Source organism: Sodalis glossinidius str. 'morsitans' (assembly GCF_000010085.1).
Classification (GTDB): Bacteria; Pseudomonadota; Gammaproteobacteria; order Enterobacterales; family Enterobacteriaceae; genus Sodalis; species Sodalis glossinidius.
This window is the reverse complement of record NC_007712.1, coordinates 162,198-180,001: the sequence shown is the minus strand read 5'-3', so window position 1 is coordinate 180,001 and position 17,804 is coordinate 162,198. Positions and strand designations below refer to the sequence as shown.

Annotated in this window: 20 protein-coding genes and 5 pseudogenes; 1 reads left to right on the top strand and 24 read right to left on the bottom strand. The window is 52.3% G+C overall.

The features are described 5' to 3' along the window. Positions 1-161: 161 nt before the first annotated feature. Entirely contained in the window at positions 162-287 is a 126-nt protein-coding gene (locus SGP1_RS34840) for a hypothetical protein (protein WP_279379418.1), read from the bottom strand. A gap of 491 nt (positions 288-778) precedes the next feature. Here SGP1_RS34840 and SGP1_RS30485 point away from each other — a divergent pair, with 491 nt between their 5' ends. Then, entirely contained in the window at positions 779-2,587 is a 1,809-nt protein-coding gene (locus SGP1_RS30485) for a YadA-like family protein (RefSeq protein ID WP_158302299.1), read from the top strand. Between the two features lie 17 nt (positions 2,588-2,604). On the opposite strand, the gene SGP1_RS00910 is transcribed toward SGP1_RS30485, so the two are convergent. From SGP1_RS00910 to SGP1_RS32305, 23 genes and pseudogenes are all read right to left on the bottom strand, one after another. After that, positions 2,605-2,928 carry a C40 family peptidase gene (locus SGP1_RS00910; protein WP_050747310.1) on the bottom strand — a complete coding sequence of 108 codons (324 nt, stop codon included), beginning with the start codon at positions 2,926-2,928 and terminating at the stop codon, positions 2,605-2,607. 1 nt (position 2,929) lies between these two features. Then, positions 2,930-3,667, bottom strand: a complete 738-nt coding sequence (locus SGP1_RS00905; RefSeq protein ID WP_011409971.1) for a phage minor tail protein L — start codon at positions 3,665-3,667, stop codon at positions 2,930-2,932. Next, the gene (locus SGP1_RS00900; protein WP_041866505.1) at positions 3,664-3,999 is read right to left on the bottom strand and encodes a phage tail protein; all 336 of its coding nucleotides are present in this window, start codon (positions 3,997-3,999) and stop codon (positions 3,664-3,666) included. Before SGP1_RS00900 ends, SGP1_RS00905 begins: the two co-directional genes overlap by 4 nt. Before the next feature lie 333 nt (positions 4,000-4,332). Continuing rightward, positions 4,333-7,233 (bottom strand): annotated as a pseudogene (locus SGP1_RS35955) (phage tail tape measure protein); the annotation flags it as partial. 234 nt (positions 7,234-7,467) lie between these two features. Then, on the bottom strand, positions 7,468-7,833 hold the full coding sequence (locus SGP1_RS00890; RefSeq protein WP_011409970.1) for a hypothetical protein: 366 nt from the start codon (positions 7,831-7,833) through the stop codon (positions 7,468-7,470). After that, positions 7,830-8,237 (bottom strand): annotated as a pseudogene (locus tag SGP1_RS00885) (phage tail protein); the annotation flags it as partial. The gene SGP1_RS00890 and the pseudogene SGP1_RS00885, both read right to left, overlap by 4 nt. Positions 8,238-8,269: 32 nt before the next feature. After that, positions 8,270-8,596 (bottom strand): HK97-gp10 family putative phage morphogenesis protein, encoded by a 327-nt coding sequence (locus SGP1_RS00880; protein ID WP_148203323.1) that lies wholly within the window; start codon positions 8,594-8,596, stop codon positions 8,270-8,272. Between the two features lie 182 nt (positions 8,597-8,778). Beyond that, positions 8,779-9,144 (bottom strand): annotated as a pseudogene (locus SGP1_RS00875) (phage major capsid protein); the annotation flags it as partial. Between the two features lie 4 nt (positions 9,145-9,148). Beyond that, positions 9,149-10,411: pseudogene (locus SGP1_RS00870) on the bottom strand (phage portal protein). Further along, positions 10,411-10,830 carry a terminase TerL endonuclease subunit gene (locus SGP1_RS32315; RefSeq protein WP_050747305.1) on the bottom strand — a complete coding sequence of 140 codons (420 nt, stop codon included), beginning with the start codon at positions 10,828-10,830 and terminating at the stop codon, positions 10,411-10,413. Before SGP1_RS32315 ends, SGP1_RS00870 begins: the two are co-directional and overlap by 1 nt. A gap of 664 nt (positions 10,831-11,494) precedes the next feature. After that, the gene (locus SGP1_RS00860) at positions 11,495-11,809 is read right to left on the bottom strand and encodes an HNH endonuclease signature motif containing protein (RefSeq protein WP_011409968.1); all 315 of its coding nucleotides are present in this window, start codon (positions 11,807-11,809) and stop codon (positions 11,495-11,497) included. Beyond that, positions 11,806-12,024: an Rz1-like lysis system protein LysC gene (lysC, locus tag SGP1_RS35950; protein WP_041867054.1), complete on the bottom strand. Its 219-nt coding sequence runs from the start codon at positions 12,022-12,024 to the stop codon at positions 11,806-11,808. The genes SGP1_RS00860 and lysC overlap by 4 nt, the downstream gene beginning before the upstream one ends. Further along, positions 11,942-12,286 (bottom strand): hypothetical protein, encoded by a 345-nt coding sequence (locus SGP1_RS00850; protein ID WP_041866501.1) that lies wholly within the window; start codon positions 12,284-12,286, stop codon positions 11,942-11,944. The genes lysC and SGP1_RS00850 overlap by 83 nt, the downstream gene beginning before the upstream one ends. A gap of 61 nt (positions 12,287-12,347) precedes the next feature. After that, entirely contained in the window at positions 12,348-12,704 is a 357-nt protein-coding gene (locus SGP1_RS00845) for a hypothetical protein (protein WP_041866500.1), read from the bottom strand. Between the two features lie 87 nt (positions 12,705-12,791). After that, positions 12,792-12,869: a phage holin family protein gene (locus tag SGP1_RS32310; protein ID WP_243466321.1), complete on the bottom strand. Its 78-nt coding sequence runs from the start codon at positions 12,867-12,869 to the stop codon at positions 12,792-12,794. Then, positions 12,835-12,969 carry a phage holin family protein gene (locus SGP1_RS26175; RefSeq protein WP_243466327.1) on the bottom strand — a complete coding sequence of 45 codons (135 nt, stop codon included), beginning with the start codon at positions 12,967-12,969 and terminating at the stop codon, positions 12,835-12,837. The genes SGP1_RS32310 and SGP1_RS26175 overlap by 35 nt, the downstream gene beginning before the upstream one ends. A 350-nt stretch (positions 12,970-13,319) precedes the next feature. Further along, positions 13,320-13,826 carry a hypothetical protein gene (locus SGP1_RS00840; protein ID WP_041866499.1) on the bottom strand — a complete coding sequence of 169 codons (507 nt, stop codon included), beginning with the start codon at positions 13,824-13,826 and terminating at the stop codon, positions 13,320-13,322. 332 nt (positions 13,827-14,158) lie between these two features. Further along, positions 14,159-14,935: an N-acetylmuramoyl-L-alanine amidase gene (locus tag SGP1_RS00835; RefSeq protein ID WP_011409965.1), complete on the bottom strand. Its 777-nt coding sequence runs from the start codon at positions 14,933-14,935 to the stop codon at positions 14,159-14,161. Positions 14,936-15,458: 523 nt separating this feature from the next. Next, positions 15,459-15,737, bottom strand: coding sequence for a bacteriophage antitermination protein Q (locus SGP1_RS26170; protein WP_050747304.1), 279 nt, complete (start codon positions 15,735-15,737; stop codon positions 15,459-15,461). A gap of 103 nt (positions 15,738-15,840) precedes the next feature. Beyond that, complete coding sequence (locus SGP1_RS28880) at positions 15,841-15,963, bottom strand: bacteriophage antitermination protein Q (protein ID WP_148203322.1); 123 nt, start codon at positions 15,961-15,963, stop codon at positions 15,841-15,843. A gap of 13 nt (positions 15,964-15,976) precedes the next feature. After that, positions 15,977-16,096 (bottom strand): bacteriophage antitermination protein Q, encoded by a 120-nt coding sequence (locus tag SGP1_RS28875; RefSeq protein WP_148203321.1) that lies wholly within the window; start codon positions 16,094-16,096, stop codon positions 15,977-15,979. Between the two features lie 11 nt (positions 16,097-16,107). Then, positions 16,108-16,251, bottom strand: a complete 144-nt coding sequence (locus SGP1_RS30480) for a hypothetical protein (protein WP_158302298.1) — start codon at positions 16,249-16,251, stop codon at positions 16,108-16,110. A 157-nt stretch (positions 16,252-16,408) separates the two neighbouring features. Next, a pseudogene (locus SGP1_RS32305) lies at positions 16,409-17,499 on the bottom strand (VapE domain-containing protein); the annotation flags it as partial. Between the last annotated feature and the right edge of the window lie 305 nt (positions 17,500-17,804).

Here is a 17,804-nt window from a genome sequence, read left to right as displayed (position 1 = left end):
CATCAGGTGCGTTTTATCTGCCAACTCAGTGTTTGAGGATGGAGAGAGAAGAAAATCGCTTACAGCGCCAACACGTGGGCCAAATGGGAAATTGCTGGAGACTGTTGGATGTGCCGGAAATGCGGATAACAAGATAGGTTTATAATGACATTGGTATTTATTTATGTGGGGGTGATTTCAGTAACGGTGAGGCCGAGACCAGCCAGAGCAACACCTTCATGCTCACCGATACGCTGACCCGCTGGCATAAATCCGAACTCGGCCAGTTCGCCCAGAGGCACTGACATCCATCTCGGCTCGTCGAGTTTGACATAAAAGCAATCATTCAACTCCCTCTGTGGCTCATCAGCCACCAAAAACCTTCATGTCTTCATCTCTCTTAAAGAAAGATGAAGACATTACCGGATAATAAAAATATTCTTTTTTAATTAAAGCACCATGTTTATTTTAAATTTCGCTCCTCGACAGGCCGGTATAAAATACCCAAAAACCATGAAAGATATAATAACACAGATCATAACAAGCTTATACACCTCATGGTTAATAGCACGCCAGAATATGCATTAAAAAATTTTATCTATATATTATAAAACAAAATTTAAAATATAAATAGCAAAAGAAAAAATTGACATGCAAAAAACACAAAAACAAATAAAAAAATCGATCGAAACGATCTATAACCTTTTCTTTTCTTTTGTTTTTTTTCTGGATAAATTAGCCTCAGCTTTTAAAGCAGAATAAATTTTTAACAAACCTTAACCATGGAAATATAAAACACATGAAAAAAATGTTACCGCCAATGGTGGCAACTCTGTATTTAATTCATATTCCTTGTGTACTTGCTGAAGAAGATAAAGGGCATCATGCAAAGCTTTATCACAATCAACAAATTAAACAGCCAGAACAAGAAACACATGCGTACGCACCTAACTATGGCACTGTCGTTGGAAATAACGGTAGTGCTATGGCTATGGGAATACAAAGCCGAGTAGATAGCGACACTCCCGCCATAGCCATGGGTGACTCTGCGATTGCAGCAGCTGATTATTCTATCAGTATCGGGGGATCAAGTTATTCCGACGGAATAAGCTCTATTGCAATGGGCGTTTTATCTTATACTGGCGGTAATTATGGCCTTGCAGTAGGTGCATCGAGTCACGCTAGAGCAACAGAATCTACCGCGTTGGGTAGCAATAGTTTTTCTTTGTCACCAAGCTCTGTCGCATTAGGCTCTGAATCTATGACAGAGAGACAGCCCGGAATTATAACCGAACTCTTTACTAATGCTAATAGACAGACATCTGGTGAAGTATCTATAGGTAATAACTATCAACTGAGACAAATAACTCATATTGCAGGAGGCACTGAAAAAACAGATGCTGCAAATATAGGTCAGTTACAAGCAATAGACAATAAAATAACCAACTTAAATTCACGATTTGATGAAAATGTATCTAAAAATAAAGAATTCATGGAAAATATGGAAAAGAATACACAAATTATCGCTGATAGTACTGAAGACATCAAAAAACATACTCAGGACGCAAGTCAATTTTCTACTTTAACTCAAGAGCACAAGGAACATGCTTTCTCTGCATTGCAAAAAACACAAAGCCATGAAAGCGCCGCAAGTATCTCTGCTCAAAATGCAGCTGAACATGAATCATTCGCCCATTCCAGTGCAGCTCAAGTGGCAAAATTTAAAGATATAGCAGAACATGATGCACAATCAATTGAGGGAAATAAAAGAGTTTCTGAAGGAGCATTAACACATATTGAAAAATCAAGAAAAGACGCAAAAGAAATGGCGGATATGACGAATAATTTGGAAATGGCTGCCAGTAAATCTTCCCATAAAGCAGCTGAACACGAAGAAACCGCTCGCGTCAGCGCAAACGAGGCAGGACAGCATCGTGATGCTACCCTTCACGCGCGAAATACTGCTGTAGATTTAGCGACGCAAACAATCGAATACAAGGATAAAGCAAAAAAATCATTTGTGCAAATTGAGGGATATCAGCAACAGGCTCATAGAAATTTTATCGCATTAAAAAAACAACATAATAAATTATTAACGCAAGAAAGAAGAGATAAGAAAAATATAGATAGAAAAATCACTGAAGACGCGAATGGTGTTATTCACATTGGTCAGTATGAAAATGGGACATCCATTTCTGTGAGTGGTCAGCAGGGTGACAGAACCATCACCGGCGTGGCTGAAGGTGTCAGAGGCAATGACGCTGCCAATATTGCTCAACTAAACCGTGTGAAAAATACCGCCACTACCGCGCATGCGATAGCTCAAAAAAATACTTCACGCATTAAAAACCTTGAAAATCAATTATCCAAAACCAACGCTAAAATAGACAGAGGATTAGCCGCATCTGCTGCACTAACCAGCCTTTTTCAGCCTTACGGAGTAGGTAAATTCAATGTTACGGCAGGCATCGGTGGGTACGGCTCTTCTCAGGCGCTAGCTATAGGGACTGGATATCGTATCAATAAAAATATGGCGATTAAAGCCGGAGCTGCTTATTCTGCGAGTGGTAGCATGATGTATAATGCATCATTTAACGTTGAATGGTAAGAAAGAACAATTAATACTTACCTCGGTGCAAAAATCTCCGTCCGGCCACGACATAATGCCCATTCCACCCCGCTATAATCGCACTGTAGCCGGTCAAGCTTTGAGGGAAGGAGCCGCACCACATCGGGATGCGAATGCACTATCATCACGATATCGCCCTGCACTGCCGCCTGCGCATAATCGTCCGGGGCTAGCGTAAAATGGTCCGTCGGAGACGGGTGGATATTGCGACACGGCAGGTAGTGCGCCCCTGTAGCCGTCTGAACAATCAGCCCGCACGCTTCTTTCGGGTATTCCCGCACCACATGCTCGCGGATGGGGCCTAACAGTGTCTCATCCATGTTACCGTCCCTGGAGGTTAGCGCTGGGTTGACCACCAAATGATAACGGCTGGTCGGGGCCGAAACGCGATTTACAATCCGCCAGTCGACCGCCACAAACATCTTTGGACGGGTCATTGGTTGGTACGCCGGCCTTGGTGAAATATTTTATCCCCTGATAGTCACAGCCATTACCGGAGCGATACCAGCCGCGCATCGCCCAGATACAGACCGGCGAAATCTGGCGCGTCGGGAGCTGAAGGTTTTGGATGTCGAAGGGGGTGCACAGCTCAAAATCCATCTGCTCCGGGGTCTCTGACACCTTGGCGTTGACGTAAAACAGCTGCACCCGCTCCTGTGTGTTGTCAGCAAGCGGGTTCCCCTCCTGCCAGTTGGCCGCGTCCAGGTATTTCGCCAGCGTGGTATGGATTTTTACCTTGGCCTGCACCAGGTCGTCATAGGCCAGACACAGCGTGGTAACATGGTTGCCGATGTTGCCCACCGACAGCCCAGGCTGTGGCTGCGACCCGGTACTAGTTGATGCCAGTCCGGTCACGGTGTAAGGGTGCGGATCGTACTCGTTGCCCTGCCAGCGGATAGAAGGCAGATTTTCCCCAGCAAAGGAGGCCCAGCCGTCAACATTGATATTATGGGCATGAAAGCGCAGCACCCTATCCATACCAAATGCCGTGCCGTCAACTTCGACCAGCTGAACCAGCGATCCCGGCTCAAGCGACTGTAAATCCTGTGTCAGACTCATGTCGAAAACGCCTCCCCGAAAGTAAAACCGATTTCCACCAGAGCGCCGTGAAGAAATCGCGTCCGGATCGCATCAGACTTGACGCGATAACGTTTTTTCTCCCCCCAGGGGTTAACCCACCAGAAGGCACTGGTTACATGGTTTATCAGAAAACGCCGAACGGCCAGCAGCGACGCCCGATCGCCGTTACAACTCAGTAACCAGCTTTCGCTGATATCATGAATGCCTTTACTGCTCACCTGCTTATAACCCTCGCCGAATTGCGCTTCAATCGTCGCCACTTTCAGCTGTTCACTGCTGTTTACCCTGACAGGCCAGCTAAATGTGTCCATTTTTACCGTCCCTTAATGGCATACCAGAGGGGAGATCCCTGTCTGCCCGCCTGTTCATTGACCACATTGATAATGAGTGGCTTTAATTGGTTCGCGATGCCATTAACATCCATCCCCCGCCCCGGCCGCGCTGTCACTGCGTTCATCGGTAGTGAAAACAAAGCCCCCCATATTCACAATCACATCGCCACCGCGTCCGCCGCCGTCCACGGCCTGCACACCCAGACTACCGTCGGGTCCACGCTTGAGTGGCATAATGGCTTCCGGGCCGGATTCCCCCATCAGCCCGGCGCCGTGGGAAAACGCAAACAGCGTCGGTTGACTGACCACCTGCCCGCTAAAGGCGCTCAGACTCCGGGAGGCGTAGACACCGCCTTTAGCGTTCAGGCTCAGCCCGTTATAGGCTCCACTGCTGAACGCATTGGCCGCAGAACGCCCGCCACCGCCAAAACCGCCCATAAACGAGGAGAAAAGTGTTTTGGTGATCAGCGCCTGCGCCGCCGTATCCACCAGATTTTTAATGACCGATTGCGCCAGTGAGGCAAACAGCCCCGACAGACTCTCCTTGAAAGAGCGGGCCCCGGTCAACATATTGGTTGTCCTTTCGCGCAGGGTCTCCGCCAGTGACAGCGACAGCTTGTGCAACCGGCTTTGGCCGCCATACAGGGCTAATGCGGCCTGATATTGCGCGTCCGCCGAATCCTGAGCGGTTTTTTGCATCAGCGCTTCGTACTGGGTTTTACTCAGGCTGCCGTTGGCATAGTACGCATCCAGAAGACTTTGTTGCCGGACCAACTGATTTTGCAGCGCCACTACCGGGTCAATCTCACCGGCAAGGCTAAGGCGAGGGGCAGCGGCAGACTCGGCCTGTGCTTTCGCTAGCGCCTGCGTACGGGTATAGGTCAGTTGATGGCGAGCCATGTGTTAGTCCTGCTCGCTCAGCAAGCGCGCCGCCCACAACGCATTCAACTCGCGGCTGGCGTCCCGCTCGTGGCGTAGCTGCGTTTTGACCGGGGAATAGCGCTCAGCCAGCTGTTGGCGCTGCCGCTGATAATTCTCTGCCTGCATTCCCTGCACACGCTGGAGATCAGACTGTGCCACCCCGGTGGCCTTGGCGCTCGCCAGCAACCGTGACTGCGCCGCCTGCTCTTGCAGGGCAAGGCGCTGTAAACTACCGGCGTGAGCTTGTTCAATCTCCTGGCGCAACTGCTGATACTGATTCAAGGCCAGTTTTTGACCCGATTTTGCCGTGGGGCTGTCCAGACCGGACCAGGGCGTTTTTACCGTTTCCGGCGGTGTGGCCTGTTTCGGCTTGACAGGGCCGTATGCCCCTGCTTTCAGATGTGCAAGCGCCTGGTGCGCATTGTCCAGCGAAGCCTTAACGGTTTGTGCCCCTTTATTGACGGCTTCCCAATCTGCCAGGGCGCGTTTTTTATCCGCCTCCACCTCTGAACGCTGGCCGAAAGGATCAAAGGCATTCAGGCCTTCCAGACGACTGTCGTAATCCTGCACCGCCTTCATCAGCTGGTTACGTTGGGTGATTTGGTTTTGATACTGCGCCGACAAATCCAGCACCTTGACACCAGCTGTTTTGACGACAGCGCCATCAGCGCCTCGGTGGTCTCCGTCACCGCCTCTTTCAGCCCAATCGCTGACTCACGGGCGTCTTTGGCCTTTTGATGAAAATAGAGCAAGGCGGAGCCCGCCAGTATGGCCGCCCACCAGAGAGCGCGCGCCCCGCGCGCCACGGACACCGCCGCCGAGACCGACAATCGTGCGTTGGCTGCCGCTAACTGCTCGGTGGCCCGCACCTTAGCAAGACGGGCCTCGCGTATCGTGCGACTTAACGCGATATGCTCACGCTGATAGCTTAGCTGGATGCCGTTCGCCCGGTTTACCGCCGTCTGGGCCGCCAGATAACGCGCCTGCTCCTGTGCCAGCTGTCTTGATGCCTGCGCCTGCGTGGCACGAGCAGTCTCGCCCTGTTGTGCCGCGGCGGCTTTGGCCGCCTGTTGTTGTGCGACCCAACCGGCGTTCCCGCAAGCCTGCGGTAAGCCGGGTGGTCAGCACCGGGATCAGGGTATAGAGCGCCACCGATGCCACGGTGGTGAAATTATCCGCCAAAGCATTAGTGGCGTGGGTGATATTTTATATCCCGGTGCGTAACGGCCCGTTCCCCGACTGGCCCACCTGGCTAACCAGCCCTTCAAACGCGCTGGTGAGTCCCATCAGATCACCATTGAGGTTATTCACGCGAATGGCCGACTGTTCATACGCGGTTTGGGTACCGGTCAGCGCATGGGTCAGCGCCTCCAGCTTGTCGCGATTATCCACCAGAATGGAGGCGGCATTGATGTTCTCCACCCCAAACAGCTTGACCGCCTGTGCTGTGGAAAGCTTTTTCTTCGCTAGCGTATCCAGTGCGCCAACCAGCCCGACCACCGAGGGTTTCAGCGTTTTATCGGTGCCTTTTTCAAGCGTCAGAATAACGTTTCGTAGCGCCGTGCCCGCCTGTCCGCCCTTGACTTCACGCTCGGCCAGCACCTGAATGGCCGCATTCAGCTGCTCAAACCCCACACCCGCTTGCGCCGCCGCCACACCGCCGTTTCTGATAGCCTCACTGGTCTGGGCAATTTCCGAGGAGCCGTACTTCGCCCCAGCCACCAGCACGTTGATATAGCGGTCGGCCTGCTCGGCGCTGGCACCAAACTGGTTCAGCGATAACGCCAGCATCCGGATCGCCTCCGGTAAGGTGGTGCCGGACGCCTGCGCCAGAATCAGCGCACTGTGGGTGGCGTTTGTCAGACCATCAGCGGTGTTTAACAGCGCCGGTTTGGCGGACACCATCAGCTTTAACGCCTCGGCGGCCTGGCTGGCGCTGTACTCGGTGGTGCGCCCCATCTGCTGCGCTGCCGCATCCAGTTTTTTTAACGCCTCGCCGGTCGCCCCGGTTATTGCTGACAAATCCGACAAGGCCTGACTGTATTGCCGTGAAGTGTGGATAACGGCACCCAGGGACAGCCCCACGCCCGCCAGCCCGGCCAGTCGCGAGGCCACGCCGCCAATAGCGGACGCCAGGCGCTGGTAGGCCACTTCGGCTTTTTGGGTCTCCTGCTGCACATTGCGACTAAAGCGACGCGACTGATCGCCCGCCTGACGATAAACCGCCGTCAGCTGGGGCGTAAACGCATTGTTCAGGTACAGGCCTACGGCCAAAGAAGCAATATCTGCCATCGTTATCCTAACGCTCGCATCACGGAAGCACATTGCGCCTCAACGTTTGAGACGGCTGGCTGCGCCGGGGGAAAGTCCTGTTTACAGGTAGGGGGTCACGCGGCGCTGCCTGCATCAGCAAATACGCCTGCCAGTGGAGGAGCTGAGCGGCGGGTAGCGCCGCCAGTTTGCGAATGTCTGCCTCGCCCAGGCGCTCTGCCAGTTGAAACAGAAAATAAAGCCAGGGCGAGTCGGTCAGTTTTTTTGCGCGTCCTCCAGTGATCCCATAGCATGGCGTTTGACGGTGGCAATGGCATCCAGCAGTGTGCCGTTATCGTGGGCCGCCATCAGCGCGTCTGCACTTGGCAGGGCCTCCGGGGGTATCGGCTGTCCGTCCGGATCACACAGGCAATCCAGCAGCATCTGCACGTTCAGCAACGACGCCTGACGCATATCCCCCGCATCAAATGCCTGCGTCGCTTTTTCTTCCTGCTCAAGTAACGCCAGCGCGGACAGACGACAGATAAAATAGCGCCCGCCTAACAATTCACATTCCTGCGCCGTGTTCAGCGGTTTGAGCAACGACATTTTCAGGTTGTCGGTGTAAACAGTCTGCTTCATACGCCATCTCCTGCACCACCTGTGCCTTTACCACCACCACCGCTAGATGGGGGCGTTGTCTTTGTTCCCCAGGTCAGTGTGTTTTGCTTACCTTTAACGGTGATCTGAATGGCTTCATTGGCCGGGGCGCTGATTTCATTCATCTCCCAGCCCGATAACGCCAATATCATGGTAGCCGTTCGTTTATTCGGCAATTCAATGTAAAACTGCACGGTTTCCCGGTTTTGCACCGCCGTCAAAAATGCAGAGAAGTCCGCATCTTCGGGATTATCGATAAACACCAAGGATTTTTCCGGACCTTCCGGTAAATCGGAGATAAACTGCTTGTTGGTATCAATCAATGTTGTACAGTCGATATAGCCGCCGGTTTGACCGGTCGCGCCAATCGCCCGACATTGACATAGGTTACTCTCTCTTTAGGTGGCATTAGCTCTGGCTACCGATTCTCAATGCCGCGACGGATTTCCGCCGCCAGCAGGCGTAAAACGTGGGATGTCTGGTATTCCAGCGCCGGGCGAATAAAGGGATGGGCGACTTGCTTCACGGTACCCCATTCCTGCGCCAGCGCTTTCATGCGGTGTTTTTTTTCGGGGCCAACCCGTAACGTGACCTGCGCCCGCCCGCCGGTAGTGCTGCGTATGGTGATACTGTCGCGCATATGGACGTCGTGACTCTCAGCGTCAAAACCGGCATGCTGACGCATATCGGCCTGAACCGGCGTCAACGCCGCCCGCCCTGCCTGACGCAGGATTTTTGTCGACATATCACGGCCCAGCGCCTCAAACTTGTTGCCCAAGCATTGCCAGCCCCTCAGCCTTCACAGTCATCATGAGGCGATTTCCGGGTGGCAAATCAGATAATTACGTACCCGACGGTATCACTTGCCGTCCTCCAGGCTGTCGTACAGGCGCGAACGCTCGATATACTGCACCGGGCATCCGCCTAGACCGGTGCCGCACTGTTGGTAAAAAGCTTTTCCTTCACATATTCCAAAGAATTACTGGAAATGCGACCCTGTGCCAGCAGATCGCGTATCACCAGACGCCGCAATCCCGGCATCACAATCCCCGGCACCTGCATCGGCTGGATCAGTGTTCCGGCGGATGCCGCATCACTGCCCAGGGATTTATTGAAGGTTTTCGCCTCAAAGTGACCCTTGCTGCCGTTCCAGGACTGGGTAAGCTCTTCCGCTGCCCGTTCAGCGAAGCCTTTTTGCACCGTCGGGTTATCGGCCCCTGGCCCGCCTTTTTGCTCAAGGTCAAACAGACGGGTCCCGGCGGCTTTTAACTCTTCCTGCACCTTAATCAGATCGTCATTAACGCAACACCCCGTGTTCGCGGGGTGCATGACCTAATTCATCCAGTGGAACGTTTTGCGATTGCCGCGTGGCGACATCGCCGCCGGGTAACGGCGGGTAATTATCCAGCCGCCGCATTTCATTGATGGTGAGTAACCCCGCGTCCCCATTGCTTCATAAAGGTGGCCCGTGAAGCCGAGTCCCCACTCAGCAAGCCATCAAGGTTATGCTCGGCATGCAGTCGCCCCACGTCAGCGGGCCTGACCAGCCAGCGCTGGATACAATGTTCCCAGCGGGTGATGTAGGGTTGCAGGGTGTATTGCAGGAAGCCCAGGTTCTGTTGCTCAATACCGGTACCCCACGATGTAGACTTTTCCACATCACCCACCAGATGCGGCGGGACGCCAAAGAAACGCGACAATTCACTGACCTGAAATTTGCGCGCCGCCATCGTCTCTGCATCCTGTGGACTGACGCCAATGTCGTGTGCCGAAAAGTTAGACTCCAAAATCCACAAACGCTTTTTCACCGGACCACCGGCGATTTCACGGAAGTTGGCTTCAACCTGGTCACGCTGCTCGGCACTCAACATATGATCGCCGACCGAGAGGATTTTGGGCGACTTGCAACCGTTGGCGTAAAATTCTCGTTGCTCCTCCTCCACCGCCACGCCGCCAGATTTCGCGGCATGGGCAATGGGAGAGAGGCCAACCAGACCGTTAAAGCCTAAGCCTTTCAGATGGAAAATTTCATGCTGCCTGAAGCGCGCAAATTCATGGTCACGCTGGTATTTGTAGATAATCTGTCTGCCTTCCAGCAGCACATCCATATTCGCCGACAGCAGCGGGATAAGGCTGACCACGTCTCCGGCACGGTTGCGCTCAATCAGCGCATAAGCGTTGCCGTAAAAACAGAGCTGCAGGGTCATCGCCTCACGAAACTCCTGGGCAGTCATATACGGATTAGGTGAATAACGTAGCAACCGCGCCAGCGGATTATCCAGTCCGACCTTGGTGCGATTATCCGTGCGGTCAGTCTCGAAAACGTCCAGCGGCAGGCTGTCAGGGTGGAAATCAGACTGACGCAGCGCCAGACGGTAGAAATTTGCAGAATGCGCTCATCGGTGACAGGCGAATCGCCCAACGAGCCACTGGCAGAGACCGGGCCGGTTTGCGAGCCCTGCTCCGGGGTTACCAACCGTCCGCCAACAAACCAGGACGCCAGCCGTGCCCACAGCCCGTTATGGGTGCGCAAATCGATACTGTAATTTTTTTCAGTCATTACATGCTCAGGAGTCGCGAAAGAAGATCCTCGAAATCGCCGCCAGAGGCCGCCATTTCACCGTTCAAGGCACCGACTGCCATCGCCACCATGCCATCAATGCGCCCGGTGGCCTTGGCCTTGTCCAGCTTGCGGTTACCGGCTGCATCCTTATTGATCACCGCATTAGCGGCACACATGGTCAGTACCGGGTGCGTGCCGTGGCGCAGTTGCCCGTTCAGCAACAGGGATTCCAGGCGATCAATAGCCGGGGCCATATCCTTAAAGCACTGACCAAATTCTTTCAGGGGCAGAGTCAGCCCGATGTCCTGGGCAGCTTTGCAAAAAATCTCAATACGCCAGCGGTCAAAAGCAATGGCGTCCACGTCATAATCCCCGAGGATCGCCGCGATATCCCGCGCCACCACGTCGTAGTCCACACTGGCACCGGGGGGGTATTAAGCAGCTCTTGACGCGCCCAGACGTCATACGGCACCCTGTCTTTCTTCGCCCGATCATGCAGCGTTTTCTCAGGAGTCCAGAAAAATGGCAAAACACTCCAGCGCCCGGTGATAGGCTCCACGGCTTCGCCGCAGGTATCCCATACCGAGCGCGGGAGATAAAGGGCGAGACGGTAGAGACCCGCTGGTTCAGGTTGAGGTTACGGAAGGTGTTTTCCGCACTGGGCATCCGGGCAGTCATTTCCGCTAAACGCTGCATGCCCTTGAGGGAACGAAAGGTGCCCAGCGCCGGGTTAGCGGCCCGCCACGCCAGCGGATCGGCTAAATCGGCCTCCTTGTCTCACACGCATTGTTCATGGCCTGAATGGCCGCCGTGGCGCTGTCTGAGCGCGTGCGTTTATTTGCCATTACTCTCTACCTGAATAACCTATAAAAAATCTAGTTAGCGTTAAAATAAAAGTTGACGGGCGGTTAATTCGCTTAATTCATTTGAAATTTCATCCCTCCTCCTGCCGTTATTTTATTTGAAACTGATGCAGAAAATTTATTATTTAATTTCATCATCAAATGAAACTAACAAATAAATTTTCAAGCGCACAATTTATTATTAAAATAAACCTTATCGCGACCAGTATTTATTTCTCTATAAAGGCATGCCCTGAAGGTCACACCCCATTCCCCCGCCGCGCTTCTCCATGCGTTGCTTGGTGGCGTTATGGTGCAGCGTACATAACGGCTGCCAGTTGCGCCGCTCCCAGAACAATCCCTGTACCTGCGCTATAGCCACAGTATTACCCGACTGCAACGCCGCCTTCAGCTTGTGCGGGGTGATATGGTCAACCACGGTCGCCGCCACCGTCTTACCCTGCTGCTGGCACATCATGCACAGCGGATGGCGGGCCAGAAAGGCACGACGGGCTTTATCCCAACGCGAGCCGTAGATGCGGGGTTCGGTCATTTTCGCATTGCCTCAATCTGCCTCAGCGCCGCTTTATCCTGATTGCACATCTCCAATGCCAGCAGCAGCTTCTCGTTGAGTATCACGCTGCCGCCCCAGATCATGCGCTCCGGGATAACTGGCGCTGGACAATCATCGAGCAGTGTGGCCGGTATCAGCGCGGGCGGGATGGGCAGGTATCTGGTCTGCGTACGCCCGCAGCCGGTTAACAACACTGGTAGGCACAGGCAGACGAGCACAGCGCTCAGGCGTAAGGGCCTCACGTATCTGGATAATGCGCGGCTGGAAGTCTTGCACCGCGTGCTGATGTGCATCCTGTGTTGCTCCGGCTATCTGGTTGAACAGCGCTACCGCCTGTTCATAGTGGGTAAACTGTGCGCGGGCGGCGTCACGCTCGGCGACCATCGATTGATTAGCCTGCTTTAGGCGGGTGATGTCGAGGCTCTGAATTCTAACCACTATAGAGAGAGCTGTCATGTGAGCAGCATTGCGGCAAGCGTGAAGAACTTCCAGCGCATTTAATTTACATTTGATATTTTTAACGAGGAACAATACTAAAACCCGACATTTCAAAGCGTCCGTTTAGGGGCACTGAAATGACCACAACGCTAGGAGTTGGCCCCCCGGCACTGATATCAACGTACTCATTGTTTATGAGTTTTGAACCACCTGAGGAAGCTTCTCCTTTAGCGTTTTTCACTTTTATTTTTAGCTTTTCTTCAAAAAAGGAATCACTAAGGTTTATAACCAACTCCCCACCTAGTTCTTCATATGTTTCAAGTTTTAAAATGTTTCCATCAAACTCAGCTAGTTTTAATGGATAAAGGTCGCTATTTTTCAAACCATAGTCTCTAAGAAATTTTCCTACGAAAAAATCAACATTAATTGGTTTCATTATTGTAACTCCCTTCTCATATAAAAATAGATACATTTAAAATGGTTGAATTCATGAATCACAGGGATCCCGAGCAAAGCTCGCGCTCTACTGCCCGCCGACTGACCAGTCCCTTCTAAAACGGTATTCCTTATGCCGGTAAATCCAGTTCAGCAGGAAGGTCACCAGCGTAAAGGCGATACCGGTAATCAATGAGCGAGAACGCCCCCAGCAGGCACGTGACAAGGGCCCAGCTGTAGGCAGAGCCGGTAGTAAGTTTTTCCATTGGGGTTATCGGGGTTATTACGCCACCTCGTCCGGGGTGGTTATCGGTCAGAAAAAAGGCCACGTCGGAGCGCAGCCTAAAGTATTTTATTTCGGAGGGTGAAACATCTATACAAAAGGTGAGGTGATACCCATTTCATTTTGCGGTATCTTAATCTGGCTTCATACCAAAGGAATGGTCGAAGCAAGCCCCCATCTAAATTTCAGCAAGGATGCCAGCGACTAAATTTAGATGGGGCACCTTAATGGAATAATTATCATTTAGTTTTCACCATCACACCAGTGGAATGACTACCTAAACAATACATAACTTAATATCATTAAGTTAATCATAAAATAATGATCAATTAATCAGGCATTCGCTGTCAACAAGTCGGCGCCAATGCCAACAGAGGATAACGCCTTGATGTCCTTGGAAGTCAGCTCACTATGCCGCTGGATATAGGCGCCAGGGTCAACCAGTACATCGTAGCGCCCCAGCCGTTCGTGCAAGGCGATGATGATGTCCTCAATGAGGGTGGGGTACTTGTAAGCGGTAGAGACTTTCACCGGATCTTCCTCCGTCTGCCCTACCTGCTCGGCAGCGAAGTCCAGTACACCCCGAAGGTGTTGGCCGTATCCCCCTTCCAGATGCGCTAGCATCCGGGTACAGGCATTAAACGACTGGCTTTCAAGCTCTGCCGTCAGCACTGTGCGGTTAAAGTTGCGCCGGGCAACCTGGTCACACAGGCGCTCAGGATTATCGTGATTAACTTCAGCCCAACCGATATCCGTCTCTTTAACCAGATGGTCGAGATAGCGCAGTATGCCCGCCGCTTGGGGCTTTTTCGTCGTCAAGCCGGTAGTGCTGATATCCAACGAGCGGAGCGCTGTTCGACATCTGACCAGCGAGGCCAACCTACGAGGAATACCCTGAAACACACTGGCTATGTGCCGAAAAACCGAGAGCACCGTACGCTTAACAAATGACTAGCACGAGGGCTTGCTGTCAAAGTCCACAGACCGGTTACGAACACTGGCGATACTTCCTGCTAGCGGATTCAGCACCGTATGACCGTGCAAAGGGCAAATGGAAGGCGTGATGGACGAATTTGCACAGATAGTGGATAGCATGTTCGCCCCTTCTGTAAATTCCAGAAAGCAAAAAGGCCACGCCGGAGCGTAGCCTTAAAGTGTTTACTAATCGAATGTTAGCTTTTAATGTTTTTGTACTTTTCGCATAACGCAGCTAGTATCGCCGCAGTTTCCGTATCCAGAACGCCATCATAATTTTCTTGGCGGAAATGCAGCTGGAATGCCCTGATTAATTGCTTAAAACCGTCCGCTGTATTGGCAGCTTTGACAGAATAGCCGTATTTATTCAGTAGATTGATAATGGCGCTACGTTCAGGTACCCCCTGTGAGATGAACTTAACCGTGTATTTCTCAACGGTATCTGCATCCGGCCATGCACCAATGCCCGCCTGGTAAAGCTCTTTCCAGGGGAAAGCAGCGCCCGGATCGCTTTTTCGACCCGGTGCAATGTCTGAATGTCCGACAATATTAACCGGAGTGATATCCGGGTAGCGTTGCACGATGTTTTTCGACAACTCAATGATGGCGTCTATCTGCTGCAGATGGAAAGGAGGAAAAACAAATTCGCCATGGTTGTCAGTCGCCAAATTAACCGTTTCAATGCCGATGGCAGTATCATTGAGATTGCTACGTCCCGCCCAGTCACTTGCCCCAGCATGCCAAGCCCTATCGTTTTCATCCACCAGGTTAAATACCCGCATATCCTTGAACCCTGCGTCGGTGTAGGTTTTATCCGACGGGTCGGGGACAAGGTAATGCGCGCTGACCGAATTGCCGGTAAGCACGGTGATTGAGCCTTTAAAATTGACCGCGGTATAGTGCATTACTAGGAAACGTACGCGACGGTTAAAGCTTTTTACAGCACGGTATGAATTGTAATCAATCAGATACATGATATAACTCTCTGGTTGTTAACGTCTTCGCTTTCGGGAGTACGATTATACCACTCATATGCTGTATATAAAAACAGTATTTCTGTATGAGCGATACTTACTGAACTAATATTTCCCGATTTCGGGTCGTATTTAACATAATAGGTCTTCCTGCACCGTCGTATTACCACTCATCGTGCAAACACGTAAAACCTGTCAAAAAGGGGCCTTTGGCCCGGCGAAAATGGCCAGTTTTCATGTTGCCGTTTTGTTAACAAAACGGCAAAGTCCGTTTGGCAGCCTTTTGCCGGTAAAAGACGCCTTTTTGACAGTTTTCGGTGTGTTTGCGTGTTGCGAACCGCGGAAACAATATCGCCCCGCCAGAAGGCCATAAATGGAAAAGCCCCAACCACCAGAGAGAATTGAGGCTCTGAGAAGCAGGATTTGATGCATCAGAGCTTTAGCTACAATTTAGACATCATATAGATTTATACTCAAATTATAGGCGAGAACCGGAATTTTGCAAATGCTTATTTTGAGAACGCTAATTATCAGATTTTCTCTTCATCAGTTGTTGCAATGAGAAGCTATAGATCTCAGTGCACAACTCCAGAATTTCCCTCCAAAACCCTTGATACCATTTTCGCCAATTGTCAACTGTCACACCCACCATATTCGCCAGTTCAGCATAGGTATAGCGCTTCGGACAACCACCGATTTCACGTTCCACCAACCGCACAGCAAGTAACGTCAGCTCTTGTAGGCGCTGCTTCACCTTGCCAAAAATACGCCCCGGTTGCTGCTCAATGAACTTCTGCCACACGTAAGGCACTACCTTGAGTTGTTACAGCATGATACCGGTAATCACCGTAGCAATACCGTATCCACGCCTGTAGAGGCTCATCGAGGCCGCCGATGGCACGACGTCAGGGCACGAGAGAATAATCGTACTCCAGCATCAGAATAGCGGATTTGCCCTTTACCCGCGTTTGCTTCGCTTTTACCGGCGACGATGGCACCCGGAACGTGCGCCCGTTCGCATAGCTCAAGAAGCGCGGCGGATTACGATTGTGACATCTCTACCCGCGTCCGCTCCGCCAGATTGCCCAACTGCCCGTTCCTGACGTTGCGAAAATCTGCCAACGCATCTCTGACACGACCCCGCACCCACTCAATGTTCATTCCACCGCCCTTCAGCTCTTGTTGTTCTTAATGCTGTAAATATTCTGCTTGCGAACCTCGAATTTTCGTGCCGCCTCTGCCACCGGCATACCGGAGTCCAGCAGCGCCCGGATAAGCGGAATGTCGCTCGCTGTAAGCCGCCCTCGTGGTCTCATCGTCGCCCCCGTAAAGTATGCGTTAAACTCATTAGTTCTAATTGTCATGACCAAAATCATGTCTCATTAATATAGATTGCTTATTCACTGACACAGCCCTAAATTTTGCCCTCACCACCGCTTAAGCCCCTTCTCAGGTGGGCCGATCCCCTCGAGGTTAGGTCGGCGCAGGTCGGCCAACCCGCTCAAAAACCCTTACCTTCTTCCCATTTACCCTAGAGCGATTATTGATGTACCCTAGTTTCTTTAGCACACCACTAATGCGGTTCTCTTCCCGCTTGCCAATGTTGCGCGGCGATAATCCGATGGCGTCCTGCAAGACATCACTTGCCCGTAAAAACTCGCGAGCACGTGGACGCTCACCTGTTAGTGCGTCGGGTTCATCCAACCAGCTTTCGACGATTTCAAACCAGGCATCCTTAATCATGTACTGTTCGTGTACGCCGCTCGCCAGTCGCTCAGCATCCCGCCCGGAACTGCACACCGCCCAATGTCCTGTAGAGCTCTGTACCCTCGGCCCATAGCTGCATCACATCGCGTTTGATGTCGTCTAAACGCATCTTACCAACGCGCAGCGGTAACCAACGCCGATTGCCGGTTTCGTCGGCCAGAAACTCTTCCTGATTGGTAGTGCCGAACATCACCAGACGGCGCGAGAACTGTGTGGCGAATTCACGGTATTTGGGCACAACGCCGCAATGCCGGTGGATTTACCGCAGCCCTGTTCACCCACCAGAACGGGGACCATATCCGCCTTGCAGCCGGGCGATAACACCCTGCCCGCCAAGGCTGTCCAGGCGTAAAGCGATACCGCAGAGGTATATTCCGACGGCTCGACGTCAAAATACGTCTCGAAGAAAGTTTTCACGCGTGGCACACCGTCCCAATCCACTCCGTTCAACCACTCGATGGCGCTATCGAACGGGTTCTCATCGGCAACCAGCAACACTGCATCCCGCTGAGCTCTTTACTCACCGGGTCAAACTGCCGCCGTTCCAGAGTGATACGCAGTCTGCTAAAATCGGGGCCGGTAATGGGCACCCATTGGTTATCGCCCTCCTCGGCCAGCATAATTTCATCGCGGAACTGGTCGAAGCAGACTTGCACGCCGCAGAAATCAGGCCGCGCAACAGCCTTGCTGACGTTATCGATGGTGTTTTTAATGACGCCGGTCTTGTCTTTGCGCACAAAGGCTGGCCACGGCGTTTTATTCGCCGCCTCAACCGCGCCCAGGTCCTCAAAATCCTCCACCACCGCCACGGGATGCTTCATGCGCTCAGAGCCGGGGTTTATCCAGCCAGCATCGCCCGTGCGCTTAAAGATGGCCTGATAACCAGTACGATCGGCTTTTAGTGCGTCGTTATCCCACTTGGCGGCGGCGGACCATTCGATCCACAGTTCGCGCACCCGCTCTTCGTACTCGGTACCTTTGAACCACGCCAGCCGGTTCCCCATCGCAATCCATGCCAAATAGCGCCCGCAACTACCCTCAGCGTCCGCGATAACATCGAGGTGCCACAGGGCGGAGCGGATATCGTCGAACGTCTCATCGT